10 protein-coding genes are annotated in these 20,228 nt (G+C 73.9%); 4 read left to right on the forward strand and 6 right to left on the reverse strand.

The features are described from left to right. Nucleotide 1 precedes the first annotated feature (1 nt). From ACIP5O_RS10140 to ACIP5O_RS10155, 4 genes are all read right to left on the reverse strand, one after another. Entirely contained in the window at nt 2-1,036 is a 1,035-nt protein-coding gene (locus ACIP5O_RS10140; RefSeq protein ID WP_401290861.1) for a TauD/TfdA family dioxygenase, read from the reverse strand. 58 nt (nt 1,037-1,094) lie between these two features. Then, nucleotides 1,095-1,895: a thioesterase II family protein gene (locus tag ACIP5O_RS10145; RefSeq protein ID WP_401290864.1), complete on the reverse strand. Its 801-nt coding sequence runs from the start codon at nt 1,893-1,895 to the stop codon at nt 1,095-1,097. Then, nucleotides 1,892-11,440, reverse strand: coding sequence for an amino acid adenylation domain-containing protein (locus ACIP5O_RS10150; RefSeq protein WP_401290867.1), 9,549 nt, complete (start codon nt 11,438-11,440; stop codon nt 1,892-1,894). Before ACIP5O_RS10150 ends, ACIP5O_RS10145 begins: the two co-directional genes overlap by 4 nt. 125 nt (nt 11,441-11,565) lie before the next feature. Then, entirely contained in the window at nt 11,566-12,957 is a 1,392-nt protein-coding gene (locus tag ACIP5O_RS10155; RefSeq protein ID WP_401290869.1) for a helix-turn-helix domain-containing protein, read from the reverse strand. A 304-nt stretch (nt 12,958-13,261) separates the two neighbouring features. Here ACIP5O_RS10155 and ACIP5O_RS10160 point away from each other — a divergent pair, with 304 nt between their 5' ends. Beyond that, nucleotides 13,262-13,519, forward strand: a complete 258-nt coding sequence (locus tag ACIP5O_RS10160) for a hypothetical protein (protein WP_401290871.1) — start codon at nt 13,262-13,264, stop codon at nt 13,517-13,519. A 71-nt stretch (nt 13,520-13,590) separates the two neighbouring features. Here the strand turns inward: ACIP5O_RS10160 and ACIP5O_RS10165 are convergent, their stop codons facing one another. Next, the gene (locus ACIP5O_RS10165; protein ID WP_401290874.1) at nt 13,591-16,677 is read right to left on the reverse strand and encodes an AfsR/SARP family transcriptional regulator; all 3,087 of its coding nucleotides are present in this window, start codon (nt 16,675-16,677) and stop codon (nt 13,591-13,593) included. A 216-nt stretch (nt 16,678-16,893) separates the two neighbouring features. On the opposite strand from ACIP5O_RS10165, the gene ACIP5O_RS10170 reads away from it, so the two are divergent. The 3 genes from ACIP5O_RS10170 (at nt 16,894) to ACIP5O_RS10180 (ending at nt 19,377) form a co-directional block, all read left to right on the forward strand. Next, nucleotides 16,894-17,292: a nuclear transport factor 2 family protein gene (locus tag ACIP5O_RS10170; RefSeq protein WP_356542234.1), complete on the forward strand. Its 399-nt coding sequence runs from the start codon at nt 16,894-16,896 to the stop codon at nt 17,290-17,292. Nucleotides 17,293-17,578: 286 nt separating this feature from the next. After that, the gene (locus ACIP5O_RS10175) at nt 17,579-18,826 is read left to right on the forward strand and encodes a PP2C family protein-serine/threonine phosphatase (RefSeq protein WP_401290877.1); all 1,248 of its coding nucleotides are present in this window, start codon (nt 17,579-17,581) and stop codon (nt 18,824-18,826) included. A 59-nt stretch (nt 18,827-18,885) separates the two neighbouring features. Continuing rightward, complete coding sequence (locus ACIP5O_RS10180) at nt 18,886-19,377, forward strand: GNAT family N-acetyltransferase (RefSeq protein ID WP_401290880.1); 492 nt, start codon at nt 18,886-18,888, stop codon at nt 19,375-19,377. On the opposite strand, the gene ACIP5O_RS10185 is transcribed toward ACIP5O_RS10180, so the two are convergent. Continuing rightward, nucleotides 19,361-20,113: a class E sortase gene (locus ACIP5O_RS10185; protein WP_401290883.1), complete on the reverse strand. Its 753-nt coding sequence runs from the start codon at nt 20,111-20,113 to the stop codon at nt 19,361-19,363. The two genes, ACIP5O_RS10180 and ACIP5O_RS10185, sit on opposite strands and share 17 nt — an antisense overlap. Nucleotides 20,114-20,228 lie beyond the last annotated feature (115 nt).

Here is a 20,228-nt window from a genome sequence, read left to right on the forward strand (position 1 = left end):
CTCACCTTCCGTACGGGGCGGTGGAGGGGGCGGTGGTCGGGGAGCAGGCGGACAGCGGCACCGGCTCGCCCATGGCGACGAGGATCTTGCGGTCCCCGGTGTACGACTCCCGGCCGTGGGCGCAGAGGATGTTGTCGACGAGCATCAGGTCGCCGGCCTGCCAGGTCTCCCGCACGGTGACGGCCTGGTAGGCGTCGTTGACGGCGTCCACCTCGGCGTCGGTGAGGGTGGTGCCGTCGCCCAGGAGGGTCTGGAAGGGCAGGCCGTCCTCGCCGAACGTCTCGGTGAGGACCTCGCGGACGTCCTCGTCGAGGCTGCGGGCGTTCCAGAACGCGAAGTGGTTGAACCAGACGCGCTCGCCGGTCACCGGGTGGGTGACGATCGCGGAGCGGCGCTGGCGGGTGCGCAGGGTGTCCTCGTCGAGCCATTCGTAGCCGATGGCGTGGGCGTCGCAGTACGCCTCGGCGCCCGCCGGCTCGTCCGACGAGAACGCCTTGCGCCAGGGCATGCCCGCGAGGTCCGAGTAGTTGCGGACGAGGAGCCAGCCGGCCTCGGCGAACCGGTCGACGAGGTCCTGCGGGAGGGCGGCGAGGGCCTTCCGCATGTCGCCGACGGTGGTCGCGCCGCCCGTCTCGGGGGCGGTGACGCAGCCGAAGAGCAGCACGCCGGGGAAGTCGAGGGTGTAGCTGTTCTCGTTGTGCAGGCGGATCGGCTGGGCGGCGGGCAGGTCGGTGGAGGAGAAGACGCCCTCGCCGAAGTCGGTGCGCGGGGTGGCCTTCTCCTTGTAGCCGGCGCGCTCGGCGATCAGCGCGTCCCGGGCCTCGGCGAAGGTGGCCGCGTCCGTGACGGGCAGGCCGCGCAGCAGGACCGCGCCGGAGCGGTGCAGTTCGGCCTGGATGTCGGCGCGCCGGTCGGACAGCCACGCGGTGGCCTCGGCCATGGTGCCGAAGGCGGGCGTGTGGAGGACGGCCGGCTTGCCCGGCTCCCGGACTACGGTGACGCCGGCGGTGGCCGGGCTGGGGGCGAAGGTGGTCATGGCGGGTTCCTCGTCTTCCGTGGGAAGGGGGTGGGGTGGTGTCGACAGACGGCGCGGGTCAGGCGGCCGTGGTCGCGGAGGCGTGCAGGGCGTCGAGGACCGGGTTCAGCCGGGCGAAGAAGCCGGGCAGGTCCTGCTGGAAGTAGAAGTGGTCGCCGGGGAGCACCTCGGGCTCGACCGGGTGCCCGGCCACGAGGGACCAGCCGCCGAGCATGTCGACCGGGACGATCGGGTCGGCGTCGCCGCCGAACACCGCGACCGGGCAGTCGAGCCGCACGCTCGGGGCGGTGCACCGGTAGACGTCGTCGATGGCGAAGTCGGCGCGGATGGACGGCAGGACGATCTCGCGGAGCTCCGGGTCGTCGAGGATGCCGTCGTCGGTGCCGCCGCGCTCCTTGATGGCGGCGACGAGCTGGTCGTCGTCGAGCAGTTCGGGGCGGACCGGGCACTGGTTGGGCAGGACGGGCGCCCGGCAGGCGGAGGCGATCAGCCCGTGCGGGGTCCGGCCGCCGGCCTGGAGGGCCCGGGTCACCTCGAAGGCGACCAGGCTGCCCATGCTGTGCCCGAGGACCACCAGGGGGCCGGTGTCCGAGGGGAGGGCGTCGACCACGGGGAGCGCCAGGTCGTCGACGGACTCGGGCAGGTCCTCGCTGTAGCGGGCGCCCCGGCCCGGGTACTGGCCGACCAGCAGCCGGACGCCGGCCGGCAGGTGCTCGCGCCACGTGCTGTACGCGTGGGCGTTGCCGCCCGCGTGCGGAAGGACGAGGAGCGACAGGCGGTGCGGGGCGTCTCCGGGGAGGTCCCAGACGACGTCTTCGGGCGCGGGGGCGGGGGCGGAGTCCGGGAAGGAGGAGGTCATGAGCTGATCCGTTCTGTCTCGGTACGGCGGCGGAGGGCGGGTCGGGCCTTCTTCGCCGGGACGGCGGCGGCCCTGAGCGCTTCGATGTGCGCGGCGAGCCGGGCGGGGGTCGGGTGCTGGAAGACGTCGCGGACGGTGAGCCGCACGTCCAGGGCACCGGCGATGTGGTTGGTGAGGCGGGCCCCCAGGAGCGAGTGGCCGCCGTGGTGGAAGAAGTCGTCGTCGACGGTGAGGTCGGCGGTCGTGTCGAGGACGCGGACGAAGAGGGCGAGGAGGGTCTCTTCGAGCGGCGTGCGCGGGGCGCGGCCGGAGGCGGCGGTGACGGCCGGCTCGGGCAGGGCCCGCTTGTCGATCTTGCCGTTCGGTGTGAGCGGCAGCCGCTCCAGGAACGTGAGGTGGGTCGGGACGAGGTGCTCGGGGAGCCGTGCGGCGACGTGCCCGCGGACCTCCTCCGGATGGATGTCGCCGTCGGTGACGACGTAGGCGGCGAGCCGTTCGCGATGGACGGTGACGACGGCCTGGGTGACCCGGGGATGGGTCAGGAGGGCGGCCTCGGTCTCGCCCGGTTCGACGCGGAAGCCCCGTATCTTGATCTGGTCGTCCGCCCGGCCCTCGTAGACGAGACGGCCCTCACGGTCGAAACGGGCCAGGTCACCGGTTCGGTAAAGACGCCCACCGGCCGGCCCGAACGGGTTCGGCACGAAACGGGTCGCCGTCAGGTCCGGCCGCCCGAGGTAGCCGTGCGCCAGGCCCTCCCCGCTGAGGTAGAGCTCGCCGGTGACGCCCGGCGGGCACAGGTTCAGGCGGGCGTCGAGGACGTAACTGCCCTTGTTGACGAGCGGGATTCCGATCGGGACGAGGGCGTGCGGCTCGTCGCCACGGGCGATGGAGTGGGTGGTCGTGAAGCCCATCGACTCGGCCGGCCCGTAGCCGTTGACGATCTCGATGCCGGGCTTGAGGCGCTGGAGCTTGTGCACGTGCGCCGGGGAGGCGGCCTCGCCGCCGGTGAAGGCGACCGTGACCGTGGCGAAGGCCTCCGGGTGCTCGTCCACCAGGAAGTTGAACAGACTCGCCGACAACTGCAACATCGTCACCCCGTGCCGGCGGGACAACTCGCTGATCAGTACGGGCTCGGGCCGCTGCCCCGGCTGGAGCACGGAGGTTCCGCCGTGCAGCAGCGCGCCCCAGAACTCCAGGCTGAACGCGTCCCAGGAGACCGGCGAGCACTGCAGGAACACCTCGTCCGGCCCGAACCGGCCGTACGACTGACCGCTCACCGTCGAGACCAGGTTCCGGTGCGACGACAGGATCCCCTTCGGCCGACCCGTCGACCCCGACGTGAACATCAGGCAGGCGGAATCGTCGGGACCGATCGGCAGGCCGAGGTCGTCGGAGTCGAGGGACGAGAGTTCGGCCGGGGTTTCCGTGTGGGTCGTCCAGGGTCCGTCGACGCGCGCGGCGAGGGACGGGCAGGTGAGGAGGTGACGGATGCCGGCGTCGGTGGCGGCCGAGCGCAGCCGCTCGTCGGGGAAGTCCGGGTCCAGGAGCGTGTAACCGGCCCCGGCCTTGACGACCGCGATCACCGCAGCCGCGAAGTCCGCACCCCGCTCAAGCAGGACACCGGCCATGTCACCGCGCCCCAGACCCCGTGAACGCAGGCGGCGGGCCCAGCGGTTGGCGGCGGTGTTCAACTCGGCGTACGTGATCCTCCGCTCGCCGTCGACCAGGGCGGTACGGCCCGGATGGCGGGTGACCTGCTCCTCGAACCGCTCGACCAGCGACGCGTCCCCCACGTCGGCGACCGTCCCGGCCCACGGACCGGTCAGCAGCTCGCGCTCCGCACCGGACAGCACCTCGATCCCGGAGAGCCGGACACCCGGCTCGTCCAGCACCTGCGCCAGTACGTCCCCGAGGATCCTCGTCATGCGCCGGACCGTCACCTCGTCGAACAGCTCGGCGGCGAAGAGGACCGCACCGTGCAGGCGTCGGCCGTCGTCGGAGCGGAGCAGGAACTCCAGGTCGAACTTGACCGAGCCGTTCGCGAGGCCCGAGACCTCGGAGATACGGACACCGGCCAGGTCCACCTGCGGGGCGGTGCCCGCCTCAAGGCCGAGGCAGATCTGGAAGAGGGGATGGCGTGAGAGCGTACGGGTGGGGTTGACCGCCTCCAGGACCAGATCGAACGGCGTCTCCTGGTGCGCGAACGCGTCCAGATCGGCGGTGCGGATCCGGTCCAGCAGCTCGCGGAACGTCGGATCACCCGCGCTGTCGGTCCGCAGGACCAGCGTGTTCACGAAGAACCCGACCAGGTCCTCCAGCGCCTTGTCCCCGCGTCCGGCCACCGGCGAACCGATCGCCAGATCGGATCCCGCGCCCAACCGGGTCAGGGCCGCGACGAGCGCCGCGTGCACCACCATGAACGGCGTGCACCCCTCGCTCCGGGCGAACGCGGCCACCCGCTCGAACACCCCCGCACCGAAGTCGACCTCGATCCGGTCGCCCAGGTGAGAGGCCTTCGCCGGCCTCGGCCGGTCCAGGCTCAGCCCGTGCTCCTCGGGAAGGCCTTCCAGCGCACCGCGCCAGAAGCCGAGGTCCCGGCCCAGCACGCCGTCCGGATCGTCGGCCGACCCCAGCACCCGCCGCTGCCAGGCCGCGTAATCGGCGTACTGGACCGTCAGCGGCTCCAGCACGCTGCTCCCCGCTCCCCCGACCCGGGCCTCGTACGCCCGTTCCAGGTCCGCGAAGAACACACCGTTCGACACGCCGTCGATCGCGATGTGGTGCACCACCAGCAGCAGGACCGCAGGCCCGTCTCCGAGGTCGAACACCACCGCCCGTACCGGGATCTCCGCGGCCAGGTCGAACACCCGGCCCGCCTCGGCAGTCAGTTCCGCTTCGAGGAGCCCGGTCTCGGTCCGGCGTGATTCCACGCTCACGCGTGCCTGCTCCGGCGGAAGGATCCGCTGGCGCGGTTCGCCGTCCACGGTCGCGAAGACCGTCCGCAGCGGAGCATGCCGTTCCACCACGTCTCCCAGCGCCGCTTCCAGCGCGGCCGGGTCCAGCCCGGCGCCCTCGAACCGCACCACCATCGGCACGTTGTAGGCCGCGCTGTCCCCGTCGAGCTGGGAAAGGAGCCACAGCCGCCGCTGCGCGAACGAGGCCGGGGGCAGTCCGTCCTCCGTCTCCCCCTCCCCCGCGACCAACGGCGGGAGGACATCCCGTGTGCCTTCCTCCCCCGCGACCAGCTCCGCGAGGCGCGCCACCGTCGGACTCCCGAACACGTCCCGGATCGTGAGCCGCACGGCCAAGGCGTCCGCGATGTGGTTCGTCAGACGCGCCGCGAGCAGCGAGTGGCCGCCGTGGTGGAAGAAGTCGTCGTCGACGGTGAGGTCGGCGGTCGTGTCGAGGACGCGGGTGAAAAGGGCGAGGAGGGTCTCTTCGAGCGGCGTGCGCGGGGCGCGGCCGGAAGCGGTGATGACGGCCGGCTCGGGAAGGGCCCGCTTGTCGATCTTGCCGTTCGGGGTGAGCGGCAGCCGCTCCAGACCGATGACGTGCGCGGGGACGAGGTGCTCGGGAAGCCGGCCCGCCACGTGCTTGCGGATCTCCTCGGGGTGTACGTCGTCGTCGGTGACGACGTAGGCGGCGAGGCGGTCGTGGTGGACGGTGACAACGGCCTGGGTGACCCGGGGATGGGTCAGGAGGGCGGCCTCGGTCTCTCCCGGTTCGACGCGGAAGCCCCGTATCTTGATCTGGTCGTCCGCCCGGCCCTCGTAGACGAGGCGGCCCTCACGGTCGAAACGGGCCAGGTCACCGGTCCGGTAAAGACGCCCACCGGCCGGCCCGAACGGGTTCGGCACGAAACGGGTCGCCGTCAGGTCCGGCCTCCCGAGGTAGCCGTGGGCCAGGCCCTCCCCGCTGAGGTAGAGCTCGCCGGTGACGCCCGGCGGGCACAGGTTCAGGCGGGCGTCGAGGACGTAACCGCCCTTGTTGACGAGCGGAGTTCCGATCGGGATCACGGTGTGAGGGCGGTCGGCCGCCTCGACGGGGTGCGTGGTGGTGAAGCCCATCGACTCGGCCGGCCCGTAACCGTTCACCACCTCAAGGCCGGGCTTGAGGCGCTGGAGCTTGTGCACGTGCGCCGGGGAGGCGGCCTCGCCGCCGGTGAAGGCGACCGTGACCGTGGCGAAGGCCTCCGGGTGCTCGTCCACCAGGAAGTTGAACAGACTCGCCGACAACTGGAGCATCGTCACCCCGTGCCGACGGGACAGCTCGCTGATCAGCACCGGTTCCGGCCGCTGCCCCGGCTGCACCACCGAGACCCCGCCGTGCAGCAGCGCGCCCCAGAACTCCAGGCTGAACGCGTCCCAGGAGACCGGCGAGCACTGGAGGAACACCTCGTCCGGCCCGAACCGGCCGTACGACTGACCGCTCACCGTCGACACCAGGTTCCGGTGCGACGACAGGATCCCCTTCGGCCGACCCGTCGACCCCGACGTGAACATCAGGCACGCCACGTCGTCCCCGGTCAGCTCCGTGCCCAGGTTCTCCCCGGACAGGTCCTCCAGCTCCCCGGGCGAGCAGGAGACGGTCTGCCACGGCCCCTCCAGACGCCCCGCGAGACGGAGGTCCGTGACCAGGACGCCGATGCCGGCGTCGGTGGCGGCCGAGCGCAGCCGCTCGTCGGGGAAGTCCGGGTCCAGGAGCGTGTAACCGGCCCCGGCCTTGACGACCGCGATCACCGCAGCGGCAAAATCCGCACCCCGCTCAAGGAGCACACCGGCCATGTCACCGCGCCCCAGACCGCGTGAACTCAGGTGCCTAGCCCAGCGGTTGGCGGTGGCGTTCAACTCGGCGTACGTGATCCTCCGCTCGCCGTCGACCAGGGCGGTACGGCCCGGATGGCGGGCGACCTGCTCCTCGAACCGCTCGACCAGCGACGCGTCCCCCACGTCGGCGACCGTCCCGGCCCACGGACCGGTCAGCAGCTCACGTTCCGCACCGGACAACACCTCCAGGTCCGAGAGCCGTGCACCCGGCTCGGCCAGCACCTGCGCCAGTACGTCACCCAGGACCGTCACCATGCGCCGTACCGTCACCTCGTCGAACAGCTCGGCGGCGAAGAGCACGGTGGCCCGGAGCGACTTCTCGTCGTCGGAGCGGAGGAAGAACTCCAGGTCGAACTTGGCGGATCCGTTGGAGACCGTTTCGACGGGCCCGGTCCGTACGCCCCGCAGCCCGAACGCCGGGCCGCCCTCGGACTCAAGACTGAGGCAGATCTGGAAGAGGGGATGACGCGAGAGCGTACGGGTGGGGTTGACCGCCTCCAGGACCAGATCGAACGGCGTCTCCTGGTGCGCGAACGCGTCCAGGTCCGCCGTACGCACCCGGTCCAGCAGCTCGCGGAACGTCGGATCACCCGCACTGTCGGTCCGCAGGACCAGCGTGTTCACGAAGAACCCGACCAGATCCTCCAACGCCTTGTCCCCGCGCCCCGCCACCGGCGAACCGATCGCCAGATCGGATCCCGCGCCCAACCGGGTCAGGGCCGCGACGAGCGCCGCGTGCACCACCATGAACGGCGTGCACCCCTCGGCCCGCGCGAACGCGGCCACCCGCTCAAACACCCCCGCACCGAGATCGGCCTCGACCTCTCCGCCCCGATGCGACGCCCGCGCCGGCCTCGGCCGGTCCAGGCTCAGCCCGTGCTCCTCCGGCAGCCCCTCCAGCGCACCGCGCCAGAACCCGAGGTCCCGGCCCAGCACACTGCCCGGGTCGTCCGCGTCGCCCAGCCCCCGCCGCTGCCAGACCGCGTAATCGGCGTACTGGACCGTCAACGGCTCCAGCACGCTGCTCCCCGCTCCCCCGACCCGGGCCCCGTACGCCCGCTCCAGGTCCGCGAAGAACACGCCGCTCGACACGCCGTCCGTCGCGATGTGGTGCATCACCAGCAGGAGCACCGCCGCCCCATGCTCCAGGTCGAACACCGCCGCCCGCACCGGAATCTCCGTGGCCAGGTCGAACACCCGGCCCGCCTCGGCGGCCAGTTCGGCGTCCAGGTGTGCCGTCTCCACGCGCCGCCGTCGGACCGGCGTCCTCGCGAGCTCCGGCGGGAGGATCCGCTGGCGCGGTTCGCCGTCCACGGTCGTGAAGACCGTCCGCAGCGGGGCATGCCGCGCCACCACGTCCCCCAGCGCCGCCTCCAGGGCTCCGACGTCGAGCCCGCCGCCCTCGCACCGCACCACCATGGGCACGTTGTAGGCCGCGCTGTCCCCCTCCAGGCCTGCGAGGAGCCACAGGCGCCGCTGTGCGTACGAGGCCGGTGGCAGGGCGCCGTTCTCGCCCGTGCCCTCCCCCGCGACCAGCGGCGGAAGGACGTCCCGTACGCCTTCCTCCCCCGCGACCCCCGCGATCAGTTCCGCGAGGCGCGCCGGCGTCGGGTTCTCGAACACGTCCCGGATCGTGAGCCGTACGCCCAGGGCGTCCGCGATGTGGTTCGTCAGGCGTGCCGCGAGCAGCGAGTGGCCGCCGAGGGCGAAGAAGCCGTCGTCGATGCCGATCGGGTCCGCCGTCTCCAGCGTCGTGCCGAAGAGGGCGACGAGGGTCTCCTCCGTCCGGGTGCGCGGGGCGCGCCGGGTGGTGAGGAGGGCCGTCGGGGCCGGCAGGGCCCGCTTGTCGATCTTTCCGTTGGGAGTGACGGGCAGCCGGTCGAGAGGGGTCAGATAGGTGGGGACGAGGTGCTCGGGGAGCCGGTCGGCCACGTGCCGCCGGATCTCCTCCGGGTGGACGGCGGGGTGGGTGTCACCGTCGAGGACGACGTACGCGGCGAGGCGCTTCTCGTGGACGGTGACGACGGCCCGGGTGACCCGGGGGTGGGTCAGGAGTGCGGCCTCGGTCTCGCCCGGCTCGATCCGGAAGCCCCGTATCTTGATCTGGTCGTCCGCCCGGCCCTCGTAGACGAGACGGCCCTCGCCGTCGAAGCGGACCAGGTCACCGGTCCGGTAGAGACGACCGGGTCCGAACGGGTTCGGTACGAAACGGGCCGCCGTCAGGTCCGGTCGTCCCAGGTACCCGTGGGCCAGGCCCTCGCCGGCCACGTACAGCTCCCCGGTGACGCCCGGCGGGCACAGGTTCAGGTGGGGGTCGAGGACGTAACTCCCCTTGTCGACGAGGGGGGTTCCGATCGGGATCGCGGTATGCGGGTGCTCGCCGGGCTCGACGGTGTGGGTGGTGGCGAAGATCATCACCTCGGCCGGTCCGTACCCGTTCACGACCTCGATGCCGGGCCTGAGCCGCTGGAGCTTGTGGACGTGGGCCGGGGAGGCTGCCTCGCCGACGGTGAAGGCGGTGGTGACGGTGTCGAACGCCTCCGGGTGCTCGTCGGTGAGGTAGTTGAAGAGGGTGGCGGACAGCAGGAGCGTGGTGACGCCGTGGCGGCGGGCCAGTTCGGTGACGAGGGCCGGTTCGGGTTTCTGTCCCGGCTGGAGGACGACGGTGCCGCCGTGGAGGAGGCCGCCCCAGAGCTCCAGGCTGAACGCGTCCCAGGAGACCGGCGAGCACTGAAGATAGACCTGGTCGGGGCCGGTGGGGAGGTAGGGCTGGCCGATCAGGGTGGACACCAGATTCCGGTGGGACGACAGGATCGCCTTGGGCCGGCCCGTCGAGCCCGAGGTGAACATCAGGCAGGCGGGATCGTCGGGGGCGACGGGGAGGCCGGGGTTGCCGGGGCCGTGGGAGAGGAGTTCGCCGGGGGCCTCGGTGTGGACCGTCCAGGGTCCTTCGAGGCGTCCGGCGAGGGACGGGCGGGTGAGGAGGTGACGGATGCCGGCGTCGTCGGCCGCCGTGCGGAGGCGCTCGTCGGGGAAGTCGGGGTCGAGCAGGACGTGGGCGGCGCCGGTCTTGAGGACGGCGAGGAGGGCGGTGGCGAAGCGGATGCCGCGCTCCAGGAGGACGCCCGCCAGGTCTCCGCGTCCCAGACCGCGTGAACTCAGGTGGCGGGCCCAGCGGTTGGCGGCGGCGTTGAGCTCGGCGTACGTGATCGTCCGCTCGCCGTCGATCAGCGCGGTCGCGCCCGGGTGGCGGGCCACCTGCTCCTCGAAGCGTGCGACGAGGGTCGTGGAGGCGGTGCCGGAGCTGCTGACGGGACCGGCCCACGGGCCGGTGAGCAGGGCGCGTTCGGCCTCCGTCAGGACGTCGAGGTCGGCGATCCGGCGCTCGGCCGGCCGGTCCGGGGCGAGGACGCCGGCGAGGAAGGCGGCGAAGCGGTCCTGGTGGGCGGCGACGGCCGTCGCGTCGACGCCGTCGAGCGGGGTGTCGAAGTCGATCCGCAGGCCGTGCTCGGCGCCGAGGTCGAGCACGGCGACGGCGAGGTCGTCCACCGGGCCGTTGCTGATGTTGTGGTTGAGGGTCGGGCTGCCGCACACGGTGAGTTCCGCGTGGAAGCCCATGATGTTGAGGACCGGGGCGGCGAGGCGGCGGGAGCCGTCGACGGTTCCGGCGTCCCGGCACAGGTCCTCGTACCGGGTCAGCTGGTGGCGCAGTCCGTGCTTGACCTCGGCGGCGGCCGAGCGGACCAGGGCGGCGAGGGTCTCCTCGGGCCGCACCCGGAGGCGGAGCGGCACCACGTTCGACAGCATGCCGGGGGTGCTGCGGGCTTGGCGGGTCGTGCGGCCCGTCACGGGCAGGGCGAGGACCAGTTCCTCGCGGCCCGTGACGCGGTGCAGGTAGACCGAGAAGAGGGCCACGAGGAGGACGGACCAGGAGACCCACTCGCCCCGGGCGACCGACCGCAGCCGGTCGGCGTCCGCCGCGGACACCCGTACGCTGCGGCGCGCGAAGGGCAGGCCGCCGTGCGCGGCGGGGGCCCGGCCGGTGCCCCGGACGAGGCCGGCGGGCGCGTCCGGGGCGCCGGCGAGGTGCTCCCGCCAGGCGGCCAGGTCGGCGGCGGCCCGCTCGGAGTCGCGGTATGCGGCGTCCTCGGCGAGCAGGTCGGCGAGGCTCCCGAACGGGGAGGGCCCCCAGGGTTCGCCCGCGACCGCCCGCTCGTACAGCTCGACCAGGCGGGCGAGGGCCATCGAGACGCCCACGCCGTCGACGACCAGGTGGTGGAACCCGTAGAAGTAGAAGTACCGCTCCTCGCCCAGTTTGATCAGCGCGCAGCGGACCGGCGGGCGGCGGGCCAGGTCGAAGGGGGCGCTGATCATGCCGTCGATCAGGCGCCAGGCCTCGGCCTCGGGGTCGTCGGCCGCGCTCACGTCGGTGAACGGGAGGCTCCGAGTGCCCGCGTCGGGGTCGACGACCTGCCAGACCCGCTCGCCGTCGTCCTCGAAGCCGCGGATGCGGAGGAAGTCGGCCTCCTCGACGAGCCGGCGCCAGGCCGCCGCCATCAGCTCCGGGTCGACCGGGCCGATGATCTCGCGGCACTCGGCGACGTTGTACTTGACGCCGGTGGGGTCGAGGGCGTGCGCCGTCCAGATGTCACGCTGGGCCACCGAGAGCGGCAACCGGACGGCGGCCGGAGCGGGTGCGACGGGCGTGTCGAACGGCATGGAGGGCTCCTGGAGAGGAAGGCGCGGCGGCCGGGGGCGGGGCAGTGGCCATACAACCCGTGGGCGCGGGCCCGGAGCGGCAGTTGCTCCGGCGGTACGCGAGCGATTCGGCAGCGCGGCGGCAGTCAGGCGGCAGCGGTTCCGGCAGGAGCGGAGGCACCGGCCGCCGGTGCGCACGCGGTCGTCGGCGCGCACGCGGTCGTCGAGGCGACGGCCCGTACGACGCACAGCACGCGGAACGCGGAGCGGCCGCCGTCCGTGCTGGACCGGATCACGCCGCCGACGAGGAGGTCGCGGACCATGCGCCCGCAGTGCGGCAGGGGCAGGCCGGTCAGCCGGACGACGTCCTCCAGGAGGAACTCGTCCCGGCCGGCCGCGCACAGCTCGGCGATCAGGCTCCGGTGGCCGGCGGGCAGCGCGGCCAGGGTCCGGCCGACGCTCTCCCGGAGGTGGGAGCCGGACCGGCCGTCGGCCAGGTGGTCGAGGAGCGGGGCGGGGTCGGACTCGACGATGCCGCGCAGGGTGGGCAGGTCGCAGACGGTGAGCCAGGAGGCGGCCGCGGCGAGGGCGAACGGGTGTCCGTCGAGGCGGTGGCAGACCCACGCGATGTCCGTCAGGGCCCGGTCGTCGGGGACGACGTCGGGGCGGACGCGGCGGAGCCGGTCGAGGAAGAACCGGGTGGCGGGGGCGTCGGGGCGGGCGCCGGCGACCGGGGCCGGGGCCTCCAGGGGGGCGAGGAGGAAGAGGCGTTCGCCGGGGACGTCCCAGGGCGTGTCGGCGGTGACGAGGAGGCGCAGTCCGGGCAGTTCGCGCAGCAGCCGGCCGAGGCGCTGGAAGTCGAGCCGCGCGGTGTCGGCGCCGTCGAGGACGAGGAGCGCCGCACGGTCGCCGAGCAGGCCGGTGAGCTCGACGGGAACGGTGTCGGAGGGCCCTTCGCCGTGCAGGAAGGCGGCGCAGTCGGCGGTCGGGGCGGCGAGCGGGTCGTCGTCGGCCGGCAGGCAGTCGGCGACCGCCCCGGGGGCGGTGTGCCACAGCACGGGGAGGCCGGCGTCGTGCAGTCGGGCCGCCGCCTCCAGGGCGAGTCTCGTCTTGCCGACGCCGCTCAGGCCCACGACGGTGATCAGCCGTTCGGTTCCGGAGCGCAGCTCCTCCGCGACGACGGCGGCCTCGGCCCGCCGTTCGATCAGCGGGTGCAGGGGTACGGGGGGTGCCGAGCGCTCCAGGGACGGGTACCGGGCGCCTCCGCCGCCGCGGTGGCCGCGCCGTCCCGCCTCCTCCAGGGCCGTGCGGGCCCGGGGGCCCAGGCGCAGGGCGTCGGCGATGAGCCGGAGCGTGTCGGTTCTCGGCCGCTGGGCTTTGCCCTTCTCCAGGTCGCGGATGGCGCGGACGCTGATGGTGGACAGGTCGGCCAGCTCGCGCTGGGTGAGACCGATGCGGAGCCGGTGGCCGCGTATGAGGGTGCCGAGCGCGGCGGTGGCCGCGGTGGTGTCCTCCGGGGAAAGAATGGTCGTCGCCATGAAGAGCCCCCACTGGTCGAGTCGGGGCGAGGCCCTGGCGGCGGCCCGGTCGGGCCGCCGGCCGGCGCAAGGCCTCGCCGTCTGCTGCTCTCCATCGTGAGGACGGGGCTATCCAGGGGACATCCCGTGACTAACCCCCTGGTGGGGGCGGTGCGAGGCCCCCGGTGATAGCGGATCGTCCGCCGGGGAAAGCGGGACCGCGCCGTGATAGTGGGGTGATAAGGCAGCGGACGGTGCCGTGAATCCGGTCGTTCCTAGCGTGGTGGTCACAAGGAAGCACCGCCCCACCGAGAGGGAGAATCCGATGTCGAAGACCACCGCCGCCCGCACCGCCCTCCGCACCGCCGTCGCCTCCGCCCTGATCGTGCTCGTGACCGGCGTCGGCGCCCAGGCGAGCTGGGCGGACGAGCCCACGGGCACGGTGACGACGGCCCCTTACGGGAGCGGGTCCGGCGACACCACCGGTACAGGTACGGGCAGCGGCACGGGTACGGGCACCGGCACCGGCACCGGCACCGGCACCGGCACCACGGGCACCACCGACAACAACCCCTGGGACTGACCCGGCCGCACCCCGATCACGCCCCCGGTCACACCCCCGCTCGTGCCCCCGCCCACGACCGCCCCACGGCGTCAGCCGGCTCCGAGCAATCGTTTCGCCTCCGCCAGTTCCCGTCCCATCCGCCGCTCGCGGAAGACCTCCACGGCCGGGGCGAGCAGCTCCCGGGAACGCCCCGGTTCCTCGATGATCCGGGCGAGGTCCAGGCGCACCAGCGCGCCCCCGCTCAGGTCCATGATCTCCTCCCGCGCGGCCACGGCGCGGTCGTAGAAGTCCCTGGCCCGGTCGGGACGGCCCATCACCGCGAAGGCGTGGCCGAGGTCGCGCAGCAGATGTCCCTCGCCGATCACGTCGCCGGAGTCCCGGCAGAGTTCCAGCACTTCGGTGAAGGTCAGGACCGCCAGATCGCTCCGGCCCTGTGCGAGGAGCAGTTGTCCGACGCGCCGCAGGGTCCGCGCCCTGCCGCCGGTGTAGCCGACCCCCTCGTAGATCTCCAGCGCCTCGTCGAGCTGCGTCTGCGCCGCGTCGGTCTCCCCCTGGCGCATCCGGATGTGGGCGCTCTGGGTCAGGACGATCGCCCGGCCCACCACGTCCCCGGCCCGGTCGAAGTCGGCCAGGGACCTGCGGTACAGCTCGAGGGCCGAGGCGTCGTCGCCGTTGGTGCGCGCGATGAGCGCCATGTCGCGCCGGCACAGCGCCTCGCCCCGGGGCTCGTCGAGCGCCTGGAAGACGTCGAGCGCCGAGGTCAGCGCCTGGCGTGCCGTGTCGAACTGGTTGCGGCTCATGTAGAGCGAGCCGAGCGACGCGCGCACGGCGGCGGTGCCCCGGAGGTTGCCCGCCTTGCGGACCGCGGCGAGGGCCCGCAGGTGCGTCTGCTCCCACAGGTCGTAGTGGCCCCGCACCTCGAAGAGCGTGACGAGGGAGGTGGCGAGGTCCCAGCTGAGGTCGTGGAGTCCTTCGTCGGCGGCGTGCTCGACCATCCGGCACAGGGCGGTCTGTTCCGCGTCGAGCCAGGCCAGCGGGTCGGCCAGGACCTCCTCGGTGTACGAGGCGGGCGGCTCCCAGCGCGGGGCGTCGCCGTGCAGGACGGTGAAGTCGCCGCCGTACACCGTGCGGTGGGCCTGCTGGGTCAGGTGCATCCAGCCGCCCGCCATCCGGGCGAGCGCCTCCCGCCGCACCTCCGGCGGGTGGTGGGCCGCCAGTTGCTCCCGCGCGTACACCCGGATGATCTCGTGGAAGCGGTACCGGAAGCCACCGGTGCGCTCGACGCCGTCGACGTCCAGCATCTGCACGTCGACGAGCGGTTCCATGAGGTCGGAGGGGAAGGGGCGGCGGTCGTCGAGCAGGGCGCCCGCCAGCCAGCTCGGGAGGGTCGGCGCCTGGGCCATGCTGAGGAGCCGCAGCAGTCGGCGGTCGTCCGGTCCCAGTCCTTCGTACGTGAGGGACAGGCTGGCCCGCATCGTCATCTCGCCGTGCGTCAGCTCGTCGAGCCGGTGCCGTTCGTTGGCGAGGCGCTGCACCATGGAGGCGAGGGTCCAGTGGGGGCGCGCGGCGAGCCGGGCGGCCACGATCCGCAGGGCGAGCGGGAGCCGTCCGACCGTGCGGACCAGGGCCTCGGCCGCCTGGGCCTCTCCGGCGACCCGTTCCCGGCCGACGATCCTGGCCAGGAGTTCGAGGGCCATGTCCTCGTCGAGGACGTCCAGTTCGACCCGGTGGGCACCGGGGAGGGCGGTGAGGCGGGCCCGGCCGGTGACGAGGACGGCGCAGCCCCGGCTGCCGGGCAGCAGCGGCAGCACCTGGCCCTCGCCGGCCGCGTCGTCGAGGACCACGAGGACCCGGCGGGAGGCGAGCCGGGTGCGGTACATCTCGGCGCGCTCGTCCAGGGACTCCGGGATGAGCTGGCCGGGGATGCCGAGGGCCCGGAGGAAGCGGCCGAGCACCTCGGCGGGGGTGGCCGGGGTGCCGGTGGTGCCGCGCAGGTCGCAGTAGAGCTGCCCGTCGGGGAAGCCGGTCTCGGCCAGGGTGTGGGCGACGTGCACGGCGAGGGTGGACTTGCCGGTGCCCGGTTTGCCGGTGATGGCGGCGAGTCCGACCGTGGTGCGGTCCGGTCCCCCGGTCAGCGCCCGTTCCAGGGCGGCGGTCCGGGCCTCGTCCGACACGAAGTCGGCCACGGCGGCCGGGAGCTGGTGCGGGACGGTGTCCTGGCGCACGGCCTCCGCGGCCGGGGCGGGCTCCTGGACGGGGACGGACTCCTGGGCGGGGGCGGGCCTCTGGGCGGGGACGGTCGGTTCTTCGCCCTCCGGCGTCCCGGCCCCTCCGCTCCCCGCGGGCTCGTCGTGGGCCCTCGTCCGTCCCCGCTCGCGCGCCGCCGCCGCGGCGGACGGCCGGTCCGGTCCGGGGCCGGCGGGCGGGGGCAGGGCGCCGGCCAGGATCGCCGACTCCAGGGCGCGGAGCTCCCGGCCGGGCTCCAGGCCCAGTTCCTCGGCGAGGATCCGCCGGCCGGCCCGGAAGGCCTCCAGGGCCTCGGCCTGCCGGCCCGACCAGTACAGCGCCTGGATGAGCTGGCCGCGCAGCTTCTCCCGCAGCGGGTGCTCGTGGGTGAGCATCTGGAGTTCGCCCACGAGCCGGTCGTACCGGCCGAGTTCGAGTTCGAGCTGGATGCGGAGTTCGGTGGCGGACAGCCGTTCCTCGTTGAGCTGGCGCGCCCGGTTCGCCAGCGGACCGCTGTCGAGGCCGGACAGGCACTCGCCCTGCCACAGGGTCACCGCGCTCCTCAGCAGGCGCACGGCCTCCCGGGGCGCGCCCTGTTCGCGCAGCCGCCGCGCCCGTAACACGAGGCCGGTGAAGAGCGCCGCGTCCACGTTGCCCGCCTCGGTGTGCAGGACGTAGCCCGGGGGCCGGGTCGTGATCGTGGCCTCCCCCGCCGCCGCGGCCAGTAGTTTCCGCAGGCGGGAGACGCAGATCTGCACCTGGGTGCGGGCGGTCTCCGGCGGGTTGTCCTCCCAGATGAGGTCCACGAGGTGAGGGGTGCCGACCACCCGGTTGGCGTCGAGGAGCAGGGCCGCGAGGATCACCTCCTGCCGGCCGGGGGGCACCCGCAGGGGCCCGGTGGGACCGTGCACCTGGAGCGGTCCGAGGAGCCGGAAGGGGAGGCGCGACACGTCCGGGAGTCCCGGGTCTCTCTCACCTGTGCCGTCAGTCACCGATTCCCCCACGAAACAAATGAGTTGACACTTGGGACCCAAGTGAGGACAGTCTCCACATCCACCCCCGCCCTGTCCATGCCGTGAAGATCCCGGTCGGAGATAGAGGGGTGATAACCCGGAGTTGGTGACGCCCCCCAGAATCCTGCACCGAGAGTGAAAGGGGCTCAGCCGTTGAACCTCCACGATGACACCACCACCGGCCTGCCGGGCCACGTCGACCTGGTCACCGCCGCGGGCGTCGACCACGTGCGCCTCGTCTACGACTACCTCGACGCCGGCGACCTGGACTCGTGCGCCTCCCTGCTGCACGACGGCGTGGTGTTCGAGCTGCCCGGGATGCCCCCCGTCCGGGGCCGCACGGCGGTCCTGCGCGCCCGGCTCGGCCACACCCCGCCGAGGGGCCGTCACGAGATCGACCGCGTCGTCGCCCAGAACCGCAGCGTGGTGGCCGCGGGCCGGTGCGTCGACCCGGACGACGGGGGGCGGGAGCTGCGCTTCGTCGACTTCTTCAGCATCACCGACGACGGGATGGTCCTCGCCTGTACGCGGTACTACCACGTGGCGCCCTGAACGGCCCGGGACGCGCGGCCGGACGGCCCGGGCCGGAGGTCCCGGGCCCCGGGGGCCTTCGGTACCTGCCGCCGGGCCCGCACGGGGTGGAAGGTGGCCACGACGGCCGAATGCCACGCGCGACGGCCCCGGAGACACAGGAGGGAGCGGCGAGGTGCACGGATCGGTGGACACGAGGCGGTCCGGTGCGGCTGGTGCGGCTGGTCCGGTCAGCACGGCCGGCGCGGCCGAAACGGCCAGTGCGGCCGGTGCGGCCGGTGCGGCCGAAACGGCTGGCGCGGCCGGTGTGGCCGGCACGGTCGGCACGGCCGGTACAACCAGTGCGGCCGGAGCCGCCAGTACGACCAGTACAGCCAGTACGGCCGGCTCCTCCCGCCCCGCCCGTACCTCCCGCCCCGCCCGCCGTGGTCCCCGCCGCCGGGCGGAGTTCCGCTATCTCCTCGGCCGGGCGCTGCCCTTCCTCGTCCTGGCGGCCGCTCCCCTCGCCGACGTGCTCACCGCGCCGGAGGAGCGGTTCGACCGGTTCCTCATCGCCGCGCCCGCGCTCGCCGCGGTGACCTGGGGCGTCCGGGGCACGCTCGCGGTGGGCGCGCTGGCGATGGGGGCGACCACGCTGCTCGCCCTGGGCCGGGGCGAGCGCCTCTTCCCCGCGCTCCTGGCGGGCCAGACGGTCCTGGCCGTCGTCACCCTGGCCGCGGCCCTGTCCGGTCAGGCCCGCCAGCGGCGGGAGGTCGAGCTGCGCCAGGTGAGCGAGGTCGCCGAGGCCGCCCAGCGGGCGGTACTGCGCCCGCTGCCCCGGCGCCTCGGCGGCGTCGACCTGCGGCTGCTGTACGAGGCGTCCGCGGCCGGCGCGCACGTCGGCGGCGACTTCTACAAGGCCCTGAAGGTCCGGGGAGGCGTACGGATCATGCTCGGGGACGTCCAGGGCAAGGGGCTCGCGGCCGTGGAGGCCGCCTCGCTGCTGCTCGGCTCCTTCCGCGAGGCCGCGTACACGGCCCCCGGTCTGCCCGCGATCGCGGAGTGCCTGGAGGCGAGCATGGCCCGCTACGCGGAGAGGGCGCCGGAGTCGACAGCGGCCGACCGCTTCGCGACCGTCCTGCTCGCCGAGATCCCCGACGACGAGCCGGTGGTGCGGCTCCTGAGCTGCGGCCACCCGGCCCCGGTCGTCCAGCGCGGCCCGGTGGTGCGCACGGTCGAGCTGTCCGCGCCCTCCGTCCCGATCCACCTGCCGGTTCCGGTCGACGCGCCCTTCACGGTGGACGAGGTGCCGTTCGCCCCCGGTGACCGGATGCTGATGTTCACCGACGGCGTCAGCGAGACCAGGGACGGGCACGGCGCCTTCTACCCCCTGGAGCAGCGGCTGCGCGGCTGGGCGGCCGAGCCGGCCGACCGGATCCCGGGCCTCCTCAAGGAGGACCTGGCCCGCTACGGCGCCCACGGCCTCGACGACGACACGACGGCCGTCCTCGTGGTCCGGGGCGAGGCCGGGGAGGAGACCCTGCCGTCGCACGAGGACCACCTGGTCGCCATCTGAGGGTCCCGGGCCGCGTAGGGTCGGCCCGCCCGGACACCGAACTCCCGAGGAACGCACCCATGGACCTGCTGCCCTTCACCCCGGAACACGCCGCCGCCGTGGCGGGCTGGCCCGCCTCGCCCGAGGAGGTCCTCCTGTGGTGCGGACGCCGGGAGTTCCCCGTGACCGGGGAGACCGTGGCCGGGTGGCAGGAGGACCCGGAGGTCCACGGGTACGTCCTCGTCGGGGACGGGACCCTGCTCGGGTACGGCGAGGTGTGGACGGACGCCGAGGAGGACGAGGCCGAGCTGGCGCGCGTCGTCGTGGCGCCGCCGGCGCGCGGCCGGGGCGTGGGGCGGGCCCTCGTGCGGGCGCTGCTCGACCGGGCCCGGGGCGCCGGTTTCGACGACGTCTTCCTGCGGGTCCACCCGGACAACGCCGTCGCGCTGCGCTGCTACGAGGGGGCGGGCTTCGTCCGGGTCGACCCCGACGAGGCCGCCGGGTGGAACGCCGTCCAGCCGGTGGCGTACGTGTGGCTCACCTGGCCCGTGCGGGTCACGGGGACGCCGTAGAGGATGCCCGGTCGACCGGGCGGGTGGCGACGAGGACGCCGATCTTGTCGATGCGGTGCTCCGGGTTGCCCAGGGCGTCGCGCCAGTGGTTGCCGGCCGCGTCGTCCTCGGGCGTGGCGCAGGTGGAGAGGGTGATCATCGCGCGGGTGGGCTTCTCGCCGGGCTCCCCGGGGACGGGGGCGCGCTGCGCGGCGAGGGAGGCGGCGGACCGGAAGGACGTCGAGCGGGTGTCGACGATCCGGTACTCGTACACGGCGTCGTCGGCCGTCACGACGACCGTGTCGCCCTCCTCGACCTCGGGGAGCAGGCGCAGGGGCCCGCCGGCCGAGAGCCGGTGCGCCGTCACGAGGTAGTTGCCGACGTCGCCCGGCCCGACCCCGCCCCGGTCGCCGTGGGGGCTCGCCGCCACTCCGCGGTCCTGGATCCGGGTGCCGGCCCGGTCGTCGCTGGTGCCCTCGTACGGCAGGACGGGCAGGTCCGCCACCCCGATCGAGGGGATGTCGAGCTCGGCGCGGCGCGGACGGGCCTCGGGGACGGGCGAGGGGGACGGCTCGGCGGGGGATCGGGAGACGGCGGGGGGCGCGGTCGACGGCTCACGGACCGTGACCGAAGCCGTGGCCGGGGCCGTCGACGCGCCCGCCGTGCCGCTTAGGAGGGGCCCGCAGCCGAGGACCGCGAGGACCGCCGTCGCGGCGGTCGCGACGGCGAGGCGGGTACGACGACGGGTTCGGGTCATGCCGGGCGCCCTCTCACGACGACACGGGGCTCACCGGGCCATTGTCCCGCGTCGCCCGCGTCCGCGCTCCCCGGTCGCGCACGGCCCGGACGCCGTGTCGGGCGTCCGGGCCGTG

The organism is Streptomyces sp. NPDC088915 (genome assembly GCF_044749825.1).
Classification (GTDB): Bacteria; Actinomycetota; Actinomycetes; order Streptomycetales; family Streptomycetaceae; genus Streptomyces.